General features: G+C 70.8%; 12 protein-coding genes and 1 pseudogene. 4 read left to right on the top strand and 9 right to left on the bottom strand.

Going from position 1 to position 13749, the window contains the following annotated elements:
• Positions 1 to 34: 34 nt before the first annotated feature.
• A complete protein-coding gene (locus tag ACFOY2_RS37385) occupies positions 35 to 469 on the bottom strand; it encodes a PPOX class F420-dependent oxidoreductase (RefSeq protein WP_379532837.1) in 435 nt (144 codons plus the stop codon).
• Complete coding sequence (locus ACFOY2_RS37380; RefSeq protein ID WP_379532836.1) at positions 466 to 1332, bottom strand: NAD(P)-dependent oxidoreductase; 867 nt, start codon at positions 1330 to 1332, stop codon at positions 466 to 468. The genes ACFOY2_RS37385 and ACFOY2_RS37380 overlap by 4 nt, the downstream gene beginning before the upstream one ends.
• A gap of 88 nt (positions 1333 to 1420) precedes the next feature.
• Here ACFOY2_RS37380 and ACFOY2_RS37375 point away from each other — a divergent pair, with 88 nt between their 5' ends.
• The gene (locus ACFOY2_RS37375) at positions 1421 to 1801 is read left to right on the top strand and encodes a MerR family transcriptional regulator (RefSeq protein WP_379532835.1); all 381 of its coding nucleotides are present in this window, start codon (positions 1421 to 1423) and stop codon (positions 1799 to 1801) included.
• On the opposite strand, the gene ACFOY2_RS37370 is transcribed toward ACFOY2_RS37375, so the two are convergent.
• From ACFOY2_RS37370 to ACFOY2_RS37340, 7 genes are all read right to left on the bottom strand, one after another.
• Positions 1802 to 2593: an ABC transporter permease gene (locus ACFOY2_RS37370; RefSeq protein WP_379532834.1), complete on the bottom strand. Its 792-nt coding sequence runs from the start codon at positions 2591 to 2593 to the stop codon at positions 1802 to 1804.
• Positions 2590 to 3468, bottom strand: coding sequence for an ABC transporter permease (locus tag ACFOY2_RS37365; RefSeq protein WP_379532833.1), 879 nt, complete (start codon positions 3466 to 3468; stop codon positions 2590 to 2592). The genes ACFOY2_RS37370 and ACFOY2_RS37365 overlap by 4 nt, the downstream gene beginning before the upstream one ends.
• A 3-nt stretch (positions 3469 to 3471) precedes the next feature.
• A complete protein-coding gene (locus tag ACFOY2_RS37360; RefSeq protein ID WP_379532832.1) occupies positions 3472 to 4539 on the bottom strand; it encodes an ABC transporter ATP-binding protein in 1068 nt (355 codons plus the stop codon).
• A complete protein-coding gene (locus ACFOY2_RS37355; RefSeq protein WP_379532831.1) occupies positions 4532 to 5617 on the bottom strand; it encodes an extracellular solute-binding protein in 1086 nt (361 codons plus the stop codon). Before ACFOY2_RS37355 ends, ACFOY2_RS37360 begins: the two co-directional genes overlap by 8 nt.
• A 34-nt stretch (positions 5618 to 5651) precedes the next feature.
• On the bottom strand, positions 5652 to 6923 hold the full coding sequence (locus ACFOY2_RS37350; protein ID WP_379532830.1) for an amidohydrolase family protein: 1272 nt from the start codon (positions 6921 to 6923) through the stop codon (positions 5652 to 5654).
• A complete protein-coding gene (locus ACFOY2_RS37345; RefSeq protein ID WP_379532829.1) occupies positions 6910 to 8718 on the bottom strand; it encodes an FAD/NAD(P)-binding protein in 1809 nt (602 codons plus the stop codon). Before ACFOY2_RS37345 ends, ACFOY2_RS37350 begins: the two co-directional genes overlap by 14 nt.
• 186 nt (positions 8719 to 8904) lie before the next feature.
• On the bottom strand, positions 8905 to 9843 hold the full coding sequence (locus tag ACFOY2_RS37340) for a LysR family transcriptional regulator (RefSeq protein WP_379532828.1): 939 nt from the start codon (positions 9841 to 9843) through the stop codon (positions 8905 to 8907).
• Between the two features lie 179 nt (positions 9844 to 10022).
• On the opposite strand from ACFOY2_RS37340, the pseudogene ACFOY2_RS37335 reads away from it, so the two are divergent.
• The 3 genes and pseudogenes from ACFOY2_RS37335 to ACFOY2_RS37325 form a co-directional block, all read left to right on the top strand.
• Positions 10023 to 11093: pseudogene (locus ACFOY2_RS37335) on the top strand (PLP-dependent cysteine synthase family protein); the annotation flags it as partial.
• A 360-nt stretch (positions 11094 to 11453) separates the two neighbouring features.
• On the top strand, positions 11454 to 12236 hold the full coding sequence (locus ACFOY2_RS37330; RefSeq protein WP_379532878.1) for a peroxidase-related enzyme: 783 nt from the start codon (positions 11454 to 11456) through the stop codon (positions 12234 to 12236).
• Positions 12233 to 13732, top strand: coding sequence for a carboxylesterase/lipase family protein (locus tag ACFOY2_RS37325; RefSeq protein ID WP_379532827.1), 1500 nt, complete (start codon positions 12233 to 12235; stop codon positions 13730 to 13732). Before ACFOY2_RS37330 ends, ACFOY2_RS37325 begins: the two co-directional genes overlap by 4 nt.
• The last annotated feature ends 17 nt before the right edge of the window (positions 13733 to 13749 follow it).

The following is a 13749-nucleotide window of genomic DNA, read 5'->3' as shown; positions in this document are numbered from 1 at the left end:
ATTCACTCCACACTTCCGCCCAGAAACCGGCTGGTCAGCGGAGACTGGCGCCGTACACGTGCTCGACCGCCATCGTTATCAGGACCCGGCGATCGGACACCATCACCGACCGGTACTCCTCCCAGTCGGGATGCTCCCCCGCCGCGGCACGGTAATAATCCACCAGCGCCTCGACCTCGGGACCGAGCGGGTCGGTCCCCGGCCCGACAAGACTGACCGTGCCCTCGGCGGTGGCCCACGCCCACCCGTCCGGGCTGGTGACCTCCAGCGCAGCCCGCGGATCGCGACGCAGGTTCGCCGTCTTGGCCAGCCCTTCACGCGTCGAGACGTAGATGACGCCGGCCTCCCGGTCGTAGAAGGGCTGGACAGGGGAGAGTTGCGGACGCCCGTCGGACTTGATCGTGGCAAGGACCCCGAGCCGGCTCTCCGCGAGCAGCGTGTGCGGGTCGAACGAAGTGGCGGCGGTCATGTCCTGTCCCCCGCCGGCCTGCGGAACTGCTCGATCATCGCCGCGTACCCCTCCCCGCCGTGCCCGTCGGCCACGGCCCGATCGGTCATGGCCTTGATGAATCTCGGAAGCTCGGCATTCACGCCGAGGAACTCGCTCTCGTGAATGAGATGCTCCATCGCCGCCAGATGAGTGTCGATGGTGGAATCAAGGGCCGGGAACGCGCCCTCGTCGATCTGCCGCGCGTACCCGGCCAACCAGGCGTTCACCGTCTCGATCCCCTTACTGGCGAGCGGTGCGAACCCCGAGGCGTCCACGCCCGCCGCCCCCAGCATGGCGGCCCCCTGCAGGAAGCCGTTCATGATGTTCCACATCAGGCTCAGCATGGCCACGTCGTACAACGACGACAGACCATGATCCGCGCCAAGGTACGTCGTTCCCGCGCCGAGCACCTTCAATGCCGATTCATGCGACTCGAAAGCCGACTGGGCCCCGCTGTAGAGAATCACAGCATCCGCCCCGACATCCGAGGGAATGGCCAGGATCGCGCCATCCAGGTAGGCGGCGCCCTGCGCCTGCGCCCACTCGGCCATCTCACGGGCCCCCTGCGACGTACCGGAGGTCAGGTTCACCAGAACCCGCCCGCCGAGCCCGTCGCCCACCGGTTCGAGCAGCTCGCGCACGGCGTCGTAGTCCGAAACGCACACGACCACGAGCGAACTGGCCGCCACAGCGTCGCCGGCCGAGTCGGCGAGCTTGGCGCCCTGGCCGATGAGTTGCCCGGCCTTGTCCGCCGTACGGTTCCACACGGTCGTCGGATGCCCGGCGGCGAGGAACGTCCCTGCCAGCGCCTGCCCCATCAGCCCCAAGCCAATCACTGTCACGGAATTCCGCATCATGCTCCCCCTCCAGGTGAGTTGGTGGTCATGGCAGAATTTTCAACGTTCATACCGATATGAAGGTCAAGGGGGAGTGAGCGTGCTGATCGGGGAGCTGAGCCGCAAGACCGGAGTCAACACGCACCAACTGCGTTACTACGAAGCCCAGGGCCTGCTCGAACCCGGCCGCGGCACCAACGGCTACCGCGAGTACGGCGACGACGCCATCCTGACGGTGACCCAGATCAGAAAGCTGCTCCAAGCCGGGCTGTCGACCGAGGACATCGCGTACCTGCTGCCCTGCGCCATCGGCCCCGCCCCCGACTTCGAGTCCTGCCCCGAACTCCTGGACGCCCTTCGGGCACGCCTGGACGGCCTCGACTCCCGCATCGACACCCTCGTCCGCTCCCGAGACGCCCTCCACGACCTCATCGACGCCACCGAGCAACACGTGCCTGAGTCGATCCCGGCGTGATCACCGCAGTGAGCGGCGCAGGCCGGTCATCCGTTCCAGCAGCAGCATGATCGCGATGGAGAACAGGATGAGCAGCACCGACAGGGCGGCGACCTCGGGGCCCGCCTGGGTTTCGACGTGCTCCAGCAGGGCGACAGGCAGCGGCTTGACGTAGTAGCCGCTGAGGAACAGGGAGATGACCGCCTCGTCGAAGGAGACGAGGAACGACATGACAGCCCCTGCCACGACGCCCGGCCGGATCAGCGGGAAGGTCACTCGCCTGAACGTGGCCCAGCCGTTGGCGCCGAGCACCCGGGCGGCGTCCTCGCAGGCGGTGTCGGCCGTCGACAGGCTCACGCTGATCGTCCTGATCGCGTACGGGATGCACAACACCAGGTGGGCGAGGATCAGTCCGGTGTAGCCGTCGGTGAGCCCCAGCGGCGAGAAGAGCAGCAGCAGCGCCAGAGCGAGCACGATGTGCGGGACGAGCAGCGGCGAGACGAAGAAGCCCTGCACGATGCCAGATCCGCGGAAGCGGTGCCGGTGCAGCGCCAGGGCCGCGGCGGTGCTCACCGTGACGGCCAGCAGCGTCGAGCCCGCGGCGACGACCAGGGAGATCCACAACCCCCGGCTGAACTCCGCGGTCTGGAACACCTCGACGTAGGGGGCGAAGCTGAACTCCCTCGGCGGGAACCGCAGGAACGTGGAGGTGTCGAAGGAGACGATGAAGACGACCACGATCGGCGTCCACAGGAAGAGCAGGACGAGTCCGACGACGGTCCTGTTGGCCGCGCGGGAGGCCCAGCCGGTCATTGTCCGCTCGCCTTTCTCTCTGCCCGGCGCTGAAGCGCCTGGTATCCGGCCATGGCCACGCCGAAGATGACGATGAGCACCACCGACAGCGAGGCCGCCAGGGGCCAGTTCAGCCGGTTGGTGGCCTGGTCGTAGATCTCCGTCGCGAGCACGACGACCCGCCCGCCGCCCATCAGGCGCGGAGTGACGTACGCGCTGATGGCGAGCACGAAGACCAGCAGCGCCCCGGTCAGGACGCCCGGAAGGGTCAGCGGCAGGGTCACCCGGGTGAAGACCTGCCGCCGGGAGGCCCCCAGCGAGGCGGCGGCCTGTTCGACGTTGCGGTCCAGGCGCCCGAACCCGCTGGTCATGGCGAGCACCGCGTACGGCAGGAAGATCTGCACCAGCGCGATGACGACTCCGGTGAAGTTGTTCGACAGTTGCAGGGGCCGCTCGGAGACGCCCAGCGTGCGCAGGAACGAGTTCACCAGCCCCTGGTTGCCGAGCACGATGACCCAGCCGTACGTGCGCGCCACCGACGACACCAGCATCGGGGCGATCGCCAGCATGGTCAGCAGGCCCTTGAACCGGGACTCCGTACGCACCAGGAACATCGCCAGCGGGTAGGCCACGACGACGGTGAGAGCCGCCACGACGACGCCGAGCCACACGGTCGTCCCGGCCACCTGCAGGTAGTAGGGGTCGGTGACGATCTCGGCGAACGACTCACCGGTGATCGTCTGCTCGATTCCGCCTCCGTCGACGTACCGGTTGACCGACATGCGGCCGACCCACACCATCGGCAGCACGTACGCGAAGATCAACGCCGCGACTCCGGGCAGCAGCAGCCCGAGCGCCGCCGGTGGGCGGCGCCTCGGCCCGGCAGGGCTCGTCATCGCTCAGCCCTCCAGGACGCGGACATCCGCGGCGTCCCAGGAGACCTCGACCGGCGTGCCGGGGGCCAGGATCGTGGCGCCGGCGCTGGAACGTTCGGCGTCGACCGTCCGCCCACTGACGTCGATGCGGTAGGAGATCAGGTCTCCGGTGTAGCTGGTGGAGACGACCTCGCCGGGGAAGGCCCCGTCCCTCGGCACGCCGTCGCTTTCACGCACCTTCACCAGTTGCGGCCTGAGCATGGCCGACACCTTGCCGGGAGCGACCGTCGTCGGCGCGACGGGGATCCTGCCGAGCCCGTCGGCGTCGAGGACTCCGTCCTGGCCGAGCGTCCCGGTGAACAGGTTCGCGCGGCCGATGAAGGTCGCGGCGAACACCGTGGCCGGCGCCTGGTAGATCTCCTCGGGCGGGCCGAACTGCACGACCGCGCCCTCGTGCATCACCGCGACCTTGTCGGCCATCGACAGCGCCTCGTCCTGGTCGTGGGTGACGAAGACGGAGGTGGTGCCCGAGGCCCGCTGGATCTCGCGGATCTGGGTGCGCAGCGACTCGCGCAGCTTGGCGTCCAGGGCCGACAGGGGCTCGTCGAGCAGCAGCAGGGTGGGGTCGACGACCAGGGCGCGGGCCAGAGCGACCCGCTGCTGCTGCCCGCCGGACAGTTGTGCCACGCGGCGCCGGGCGAACGCGCTGAGCTCCACCCGTTCCAGCACCTCGGCGACGCGGCGGCGGCGTTCGGCGCTGCCGATCCTGCGCAGCCGCAGGCCGAAGGCCACGTTCTCGGCGACGTCCAGGTGGGGGAACAGGGCGAAGGACTGGAAGACCATGCCCATGCCGCGTTTGTGGACGGGCACGCGGGTCACGTCGCGTCCTGCCACCTCGATGCGGCCGGCGGTGGGCTCGATGAGCCCGGCGATCATGCGCAGGGTCGTCGTCTTGCCGCAGCCTGACGGGCCGAGCAGCGCCAGCAGTTCGCCCTTGGCGAGGCTCAGGTCGATGCCGGCCACGGCCGGCCGCCGCGTTCCCGGATAGGTCTTGTTCAGCCCGTGAATGCGCAGGTAGGAGTCGTCAGCCACCGATGACCTCGCGCTGGATCCGTTGCACCCAGTCGGCGTACTTCGGCGAGATCCACGCCCAGTCGATGGGGGCGGCGTCGGCGAGCAGGCCGTCCTTGGCCGCTACCCGCGACTTGAGGTTGTCCGGCAGGGCGACCCGCTTGTCGACGGGCCCGTAGAAGCCCCTCTCGGCCAGGCCCTTCTGCGCCTCGGTGCCGATCGCGAAGTCGATGAAGGCGTTGGCGGCCTCGGTCTTCTTCGAGCTCGCGACGCGGTTGATGGTGCTGATCTGCGCCACGCCGCCGCCCTTGGGGACGGCCACGGCCAGTTGGTCGGGCGTCTGGTCGTGCAGGGACTGGGCGCGGGCGTTCCAGCCGGCCCCGATCGCCGCGCTGCCCGAGCGGATCGCGTCGTAGATGTTCGGCTGGGGTTGGAAGGTCTGGACGTTCGGCGCCATGGCGGCGAGCTTGCCGACCTGGTCGTCGATGCCGTCCTGGTAGTTGCGGCCCATCTCCTTGGACAGGCCCGCGATCAGCGCGATGCCGCGGGTGTCGGCGATCTGCAGGACCAGTTGCCCGGCGTACTGCTTGTCGCCGAGGCCCTGCCAGGTGGTGGGAGGCGTCTTCACCAGTGACGGGTTGTAGACGATCGCGAGGCTGTCGATCGACAGCGCCGGGCCGTAGCCCTCCTGGACGACGGCCTCGTCGACCAGGTTCGCCAGGTTCGGCACCTCCTGTTCGGTGAGCTTGGCGAACAGGCCCTCCTCGTTGGCGGTGCGCTGCACGGAGGAGTCGATGATGACGATGTCGTCCGTGGCCCGCGCCTTGTTGGTGCGCAGGCCGGCCAGCATCTCGGCGGAGTTCGTCGTCGGGCGGTACTTGACCGTGATGTCGGGGTGCGCCTTCTGGAAGGGGTCGATGACCTCCGTCTTGAACTGGTCGGCGAAGGCGCCGGAGAAGCCGGTGACGCTCAGGGTGCGGGCGTCGTCACCGCCGGCGGCCGGTGACTGGCCCGCCGGGCCGGCGGTGGTGGAGCATGCGGTGGCGAAGACGAGGGAGAAGGCCGCGACGGCGGGCAGAGCGAGACGGATGCCGAACATAAGTCATCTGGTCCTATCGGGGGAATACGAGAAATCAGTTCCGCAGTTGGCTCAGCCGGATGCCGAGCGGCAGCGGGGCGCCCGCGTGCACGGTGCCGGAGCGCAGCACCCAGCGCGGCCTGCGCAGCACCTCCAGGCCCTCCTTGATCACGTCGCCGTCCGCGACGAGCACCTCGGCGGCGAGTCCTGGTTCGAGCACGCCCGTCACCCCGGCCAGGCCCGCGACCTCCGCGGCGACGCGGGTCGCCGAGGGCAGCACCTCCAGCACCGAGGCGCCGGTGGCCTCGGCGATGAGTTCGAGCTCCTCGACCACCTCGCCGTTGGTGTCGGTGCCCGTCGCGACCGGCACGCCGGCCTTCCAGGCGAGGGCGACGCCGGCCATGTGGGGGCCGACGATGTCGTCGAGGATCCGCTGGTACAGGTGCATGTCGCCGACGAGGCGGTGCTGGAAGGCGATGGCGATGACGCTGGAGAGGGTCGGGACGAACGCCGTGCCGCGTTCGAGCATCGCGGCGACCACGGTGTCGTCCATGAAGGCGCCGTGCTCGACGGTGTCGGTTCCCGCGACGACCGCGTTCATGATCGCCTCGGTGCTGTACGCGTGGGTCGCGGTGCGCTTGCGGAACTTGTGCGCCTCCGCGATGCCCGCCGCGAGCTCGTCGGGACCGAGTTCGGGGATGCCCGGGTCCTCCTCGGGGTAGGTGCCGAGCCCACCGGACCCCATGAACTTGAGCACGGCCGCGCCCGCGATGATCTGCTTGCGGACCGCGGTGACGACGCCGACGGGGCCGTCGGCCTCCATGGCGCCCCAGTTGCTGGCGTGGCCGCCGGTGATGCAGATCGGGTCGCCGCCCGCGATGAGACGCGGCCCTGGGATGATGCCCTCCGCGACCGCACGCATCGCCTGGATGCCGGTGATCCCCGGCAGGCCGAAGTCCCGGATGGTGGTGACGCCGGAGCGCAGCTGCGCCGCCAGGTTCGCGGCCGTGTGGTAGGCCAGGAAGGGCAGCGGCTGGCGCATCAGCACGTCGCCCCGTCCCCGGTAGCCGACCCCCGTCCCGTCCGGGAAGCGCAGCGTCTTGCGCGCGACGTGGTCGTGGAGATTGTGCAGGCCCGGCAGGACCGTGCAGCCGGTCGCGTCCAGGACGGTGGCTCCGCTCGGGACGGCGCCGGTGTCGGGGCCGACCTCGACGATGCGGTCGCCGTCGGCGACCACCCGCCCGTCCTCGATGACCTCTTGGTCTCGGCCGGTGATGATCGTGGCATGGCGGACGACGACCGGGGCCCGCTTGTCATGCGCGGTCACGGACACCTCCTTCGTGGTTCCTCGTCTCGACGGAGACGGAGGCGGGCTGGACGATCGGGGTGAGCGCGAGCAGGTGGCGCGCGATCAGCTCCGCTTGAATCAGGGTCCGGGCGGATTGTCCGGGTTGGGGGAGGTTGGCGATGTTCCATTCGAGGGGCTGAACCGGAAGGCCGATGGCCAGGCGGCGCGGGCTCGCCGTGCCGTCCGCCGCGATGAGCCGGCAGCCGTCGCCCGAGGGCGTCCCTGCTCCCGTACGGGTGACGTCCAGGCCGCCCGTCGTCACCCGACCGCCGTCGGCGGTTCCCAGGGTGGCGGGCCGGGCCAGGCCCGTGGCCAGCAGGTTCCGTACGAGCGGGTCGGTGGTCCTGGGGACGTCCTCCTCGGGCATGCGGGCGTCCACGAGCGCCCTGACCCGGTACGACGCGGACGGCTCGCGCGCCGTGACGGCGAAGGCGCCCGCCCGCGGGTCGGTCGTCGCCCGCGCGCCCGGCCCCAGGAAGCGGACCAGCCCGGCGTCGACGAGGGCGATCAGCTCGGCGACGCGCCGCGCGGGAGGTCCCGCGGCCAGGAACCCGCCCACGCTGCGGAACCAGCCGTGCAGGTCCGACAGCACGGACCGGCCGTCGACCACGCCCTCGGCGACGAGGTCGCGCACGACGTCCTTGAGCCTGGCGAGCGTCTCGCCGACCGCGGTGGCGGACCCGCGCGGGGTGGCCGTCGCGGAGGCCAGGTCGTCGGCCAGCAGCCCGCGCAGCCTCTCGGTCAGCGAACCGGGCTCCTCCCCGCCGGCGGCGAGGGGGTCGATCATCGCGGCCAGGTCGAAGGGGCGCCTGTCACCCTCGCGTTCCCAGGTGCGGCGCAGTTCCTCCTCGATGACCGGCCACACGTCGCGTTTGACGTCCAGGCCGTCCCGCGCGGCCAGCCAGCCGTCCCGGACCTGCGGCGTGCAGACCTCCAGCGTCACCGGGCCCGGCCGCACGGCCCGCGCGAGGTACGGCATGCCGCGCCCCGAGCCGACGAGCAGCACCGGTTCCCGTCCTGAGGGGACGTAGCGGCCGGCTTCGTGGCGTCCGCCTCGGCCGACCGTCAGCAGCGCCATGACGTCGTAGAAGTTGAGCCCGGTCCCGAGGACGGCGACCTCCTCCCCCGGCCGGATGCCGGCGAGGTCGGATGCCGTCGCCGGTCCCGGCGGGACGTACACCAGATCGTGCTCGGCGGCGAACGCGGTCAGCTCCCGCTCGCGCTCCGACGCGGCGACCGGCAGGTGGCCGAGGGCCAGCACCACGGCATCGACCACCAGTTCCCGCGTGGCGTCGAGAGTGAGCACCTGGGCGCCGTCCTCGCGCTCGGCCAGAGCGGTGGCCTGGGCCGCATGGACGCGCACGGAGTCGGCGGTCAGGCTCTCCAGCACCCAGCGGGTGTAGTGGCCGAACAGCGCGCGGGACCCGAACCCGTCGGGGGTGAGTGCCTTCGCCTCCTCCGCCGCCGTGCTCGGCAGGTCGAGGTGCGGGGCGACCTGCGCGCACCAGTCCAGAAAGGACGGCCCGCGCGGCGGCCCGGTGACGCCGGGGACGCTGTCGTCGGCGAAGAGCGTCGCCTGGCGGGTCCGCGAGTTCATCAGGAGCACGGGGTCCTGGTCGGTCCGCCAGACGCGCCCGCCGGGCATCGGATCGACGAGGTGCAGTTCCAGCGCGGGGGCCCCGAGCTCGCGGTGGACGTCCACCAGCCGCGCGGCGACGGCCAGCCCACGAGGCCCCGCGCCGACCACGGCGACGCGCAGCGTGCCGGCCGTCACCCGGTCCTCCGGCGGGCCGCCGGAGGGCGTAGGGTGACGGGGAGTGGGACGCATGGGGATCCGATCTGAAATATGGGGAAAGAGCCCTTACCAGTTCACCTAGTGTGGTCAGGCGAACCGTTAAAGGGCAAGGTGAACTTTCTTACAGTGTGCATAAGGTGAACTTATGCCTGTCCCCTCAGCGCCCTACGAAGGGATGTCGGCGAGGTCGACCTCGGCCGCCGACTCGCGCAGGGCGGCGACGGTCTGCGCGACGCCGGGCACACCCATCAGCGCGGTCGTCGACACCGCGCTGACCACACGCACCGACATGGGGTGCAGGCGGCGCAGCGCCAGCCCGGGTTCGTGACGCGCGGCGGCCCGCATGAGATCGGGCACGAGCGCCACCCCGAGCCCCGCCGCCGCCAGCCCCTGCAGCGCCACGTAGTCGTCGGTCTCGAAGGCGATGTCCGGCGTGAACCCCGACGCCGCGCACGCCTCCAGCAGGTTCCCCCGGCACCCGGCACATCCGGCGATCCAGCGCGCGTCACGCAGTTCCCGCAGGTCGACCCAGCGTTTGGCGGCGGCGGGATGCCCCTTCGGCATCGCCACGTGCACCGACTCCTCCAGCAACTGGGTGCGGATCTCCCCCGCCTCCAGCACCAGGGACGACGGGCCGTCCGAGCCGGCGGTCACGTACAGGTAGACGATCGCGATGTCGCATTCGCCGCGCCGCAGCATCTCCAGAGCCTTGGGCGGTTCCGTCTCGGCGAGCGTGAAGGACACTCCCGGATGCTCGGCGGTCATCGCGCCCAGCGCCCTCGGCAGCAACATCGCCGCGGCGCTCGGGAAGCAGGCGATCCGCACCCGCCCGGCGCGCAGCCCAGCGATCGCCTCCACCTCGGCCTGCGCCAGCGAGACCGTCGCCAGCACCGACGCGCCGTGCCGAAGCAGCAGCTCACCGGCGTCGGTGAGACGGAAGCCGGTCCGATTCCGCGTCACCAGCGGGGTGCGCAAGGTCCGTTCGAGGCTCTGGATCTGCTGGGTCACGGCCGGCTGTGTGTAGCCCAGCTCACGGGCCGCCCCGGACATCGTCCCGTGCCGGGCGATCGCGCGGAGCAGACGGAAGTGCTTGAGCTCGATCACACCGCGACTATAAGCCCATGTGATAGACAGGTGAATGATTTCGGCCTTGAACTCATAGCCGTCCTGATGCGACGGTATCCCCGCGGAGGTTTGTCCCCCCACGCTCCGTGGTCCACCGCCCCGGCGATCATCATCGGCCCCGGTTTCTCGGCCCACGACGGACAGGAACATTCATGCTCATGGACACCACACGCGCTCGGCGCGCGTGGGTCGAGGACGCCATCCGCCGGGTGGAGGCGGACGCCAACCGCAGTGCCGACACCCATCTCCAGGTCTTCCCCCTCCCGCCCTCCTGGGACATCCAGCTCTACCTCAAGGACGAGTCCGTCCATCCCACCGGCTCGCTCAAGCACCGCCTGGCCCGCTCACTGTTCCTGTTCGGCCTGGCCAACGGCGACATCCACGACAGGACGACGCTCGTGGAAGCCTCCAGCGGGTCCACCGCGGTCTCGGAGGCGTACTTCGCGCGCCTGCTCGGGCTGGAGTTCGTCGCGGTCGTGCCCGAAGGAACCTCCGGCGCCAAGCTGGAGCTGATCCGGCGGTACGGCGGGCGGTGCCACCTGGTGGCCGACGCGGGCGCCGTGTACGCCGAGGCCGAGCGGCTCGGCAGCCAGGATGACTGGTTCTACCTCGACCAGTTCACCAACGCCTCCGTCGTGACCGACTGGCGGGGCAACAACAACATCGCCTGCTCCATCTTCGACCAGATGTCCCTCGAACGGCACCCGGAGCCCACCTGGATCGTCGTCGGCGCGGGAACGGGCGGCACCAGCGCGACGATCGGCCGATACTGCCGCTACAAGCGTCTGGCGACGCAGGTCGCCGTGGTCGACCCAGAAGGGTCGGTGTTCCACCGGGCGTGGGCGACCGGGCGGCGCGACCTCGTGGCCGCCGGCTCACGCATCGAAGGCATCGGCAGGCCCCGCGTCGAGCCGTCGTTCGTGGCCACCGTCATCGACGAGATGCTCCCGATCGGCGACGCGGCCTCGATCGCCGCCATGCGGGTGCTGGCCGACATCACCGGCATCCGGGCGGGAGCCTCCACAGGAACGAACCTTGCCGGGGCCTTCGAGTTGATCGCGCGCATGCGCGCCGCCGGGCAGAGCGGCAGTATCGTCACGTTGATCTGTGACGGTGGCGAACGGTACGGCGACTCCTACTACAGCGACGACTGGGTCGCGCGGCAGGGCCTGGACCTGGAACCCGAACGACGCCGCCTGCTCACCTTCCTCGAAAACAGCCCATCACCCACGGGTTCGCCGAACACGGCGGGCTTGGCGGACACGGCGGGCTTGGCGGACACGGCGGGCTTGCCGGACACGGCGGATTTGCCGGACTTGGCGGCGCTGCGGGAGGACGTCCGTGCGTTCACCGACTCGGTCGACGTCGCGGTGCTGCGGCCCGCGGACGAATCGGCGCTCACCCGCACCGACCGCGCCCGGATCGCGCTGCGGGTCGCTCAGGTCAACCGGCATCGCGGCCTGGCCGACGAGTTCGCCGACCGCCTCGACTCCCTGGCCGGCGCAGGCGCCGCGCAGGTCGTCAGCGATCCTGAGCGCTGGGACGAACTCGGCCCCGCCACCGCCGCGCTGCTCGCGCACGCCGAGCTCATGGCCATGGACCCGGCCGACGCCGGCGCCGCCGAGATCGCGCTCCTTCGGTCGCACGGCTTCACCGCCGCCCAGATCGTCGCGGCAGCGCAGGTCGTCGCGTACACCAGCTACCGGGTACGACTGCTTCTCGGCATGAGCCTGATCGCAGCCGCCCAGCACACACCCCGTCCGCCGATCCCCCCACTCGCCCAGCCGCCGGAACCCCGGCCACTGCCGCAGCCGGCGGAGCGGTTCCCTGTCCTCACCTGGCACCCCTGGGTCGAGGCGGCCGCCCCTCCCGCCAAGGAGGCCGGCGCCGACGCCAAGACCCCGGCCAAGTGGTCGCCGTTCTATCTCACCCTGCTGCACGACCCGGCGGTCCTGGAGGAACGCACCGCGCTGTACAACGCGATCATGACGGGCACCGGCTCACTGGGCCGCGCCGACCGCGAACTCGCAGCCCTCGCCACCTCCCTCGTCACGGGCTGCGAATACTGCGCGTCGGTACACGGCCGCCGTCAGGTCCAGCTCTCGAAGGACCAGGTCACCGCGGTCGCCCTCGCGGAACACGGCGCCGGCAGCGTAACCGACCTGCGGCAACGGGCCATCGTCGACGTCGCGGCCCACGCCGCGGTGACCCCGCCGGCGCTCACCGTCGACGACATCCACCGCCTGCACGCCGCCGGCCTCGACGACGACGCCGTCCGCGACATGATCGCCGTCGCCGCGATGTTCGCCTGGGCCAACCGGCTCATGATGACCCTCGGCTCCGCTGACGCAACCACGGGAAGGAACCGATGACGACGGTACGCACGGAGTCCGGGCTTCTGCACGGCGGCCACGACCACCGGGGAGTGGCGAGCTTCCTCGGCGTCCCCTTCGCCGAGGCTCCGACGGGAGCGCGGCGCTTCGCGGCGCCCGAACCCGTACGGCCATGGCCGGGAGTGCGAACGGCCGACCGGCTCGGCCCCGTGTGCCCCCAGGTCGCCACGTACGGGCCGGTGGGCACCGCGGCCACGTCCGAGCGGGAGCAGGGGGAGAACTTCCTGACCCTCAACGTCCGCACTCCCGACGTGAACGGCAGTGCCCCGGTGCTGGTCTGGGTGCACGGCGGTGGATACGCGGTGGGTTCAGGGGCGGAGCCGGTCCTGCAGTCGGGGGCGTTCGCGCGCAGCGGCATCGTGGAGGTCACCGTCAACTACCGGCTCGGGGCTCTCGGGTTCCTCTGGCTGGGAGAGCACGCCCCCGCGAACCGTGGGCTCCTGGATCAGATCGCGGCCCTCCGCTGGGTTCACGAGAACATCGCCGCCTTCGGCGGAGATCCCTCCAACGTGACACTCGCCGGCAGGTCGGCCGGCGGTTTCTCGGTCGCGACCCTGATGGCCATGCCCTCGGCCAAGGGCCTCTTCCAGCGGGCTCTGGTGCAGAGCGGGGCGAGCCCGGCGGTCATCACCGTCGAAACAGCCGAAACCATCACGTCACTCTTCTGCCGCCAGCTCGGCGTGAAAGCCCACCAGATCCCGCACGTCCCGACCGAGGAGCTGCTCCGCGTCCAGAAGGCCCTCTGCGACGACGCCTACACCCGCCATCGCCCGGAGGTCTACGGCGACGTCGCCGTCCTGGGCCTGCCCTTCCAGCCGGTCATCGACGGCGTGACACTCCCGGAACACCCGGAGCGGGCGGTCGCCGGTGGGTTCGCCGCGGACATCGACCTGATGATCGGTACGACGACGGGCGAGGCCGTAACCCACACCTCCATCCACCCCGAGATGACCGACGCCGAGGCCGCCCGCCTCGTGCATCCCCGGGTCGTTCCGCTCGGCCTCACCGGGCACGACATCGTCGGCGCGTACAGAAAACTCCTGCCCGAGCACACGGGCAAGGGCCTGTTGACCGCGATCACCGGCGATCTCGTCTTCCAGTTGCCGACCTCGCGTTTCGCCGCGGCCCAGTCCGGTCACGCCCGCGTGTTCAAGTACCTCTACGGCGAGCACGAGCCGAACGGCGGCGGCGCGCGTCACGGCGCGGAAGTCGGCTACGTCTGGCGTAACCCGGACGGCCCGGCCCCCGACGTGCCCGAGCGATTCGTCCCCACGGACCCGGAGCTCGCCGACTCCGTCCACGCGACCTGGGCGGCGTTCGTCTCCAGCGGCTCACCGGAGACACCGCACATGCCCCACTGGCCGCTGCACTCGCCCGGCGAACCGACCCTGGTACGCATCGACGGGACCGGCTTTCACCTGGAATCCGACATCTACTGGCAGCGACTGACCGCCTGGGGACAGGGCGACTCCTGACAGCGTGCGCCCCGGCC

The organism is Nonomuraea purpurea (assembly GCF_042650645.1).
Lineage (GTDB): Bacteria > Actinomycetota > Actinomycetes > Streptosporangiales > Streptosporangiaceae > Nonomuraea > Nonomuraea purpurea.
Note: the sequence above shows the minus strand (reverse complement) of the source record. Positions and strands in the feature narration are given on the sequence as shown.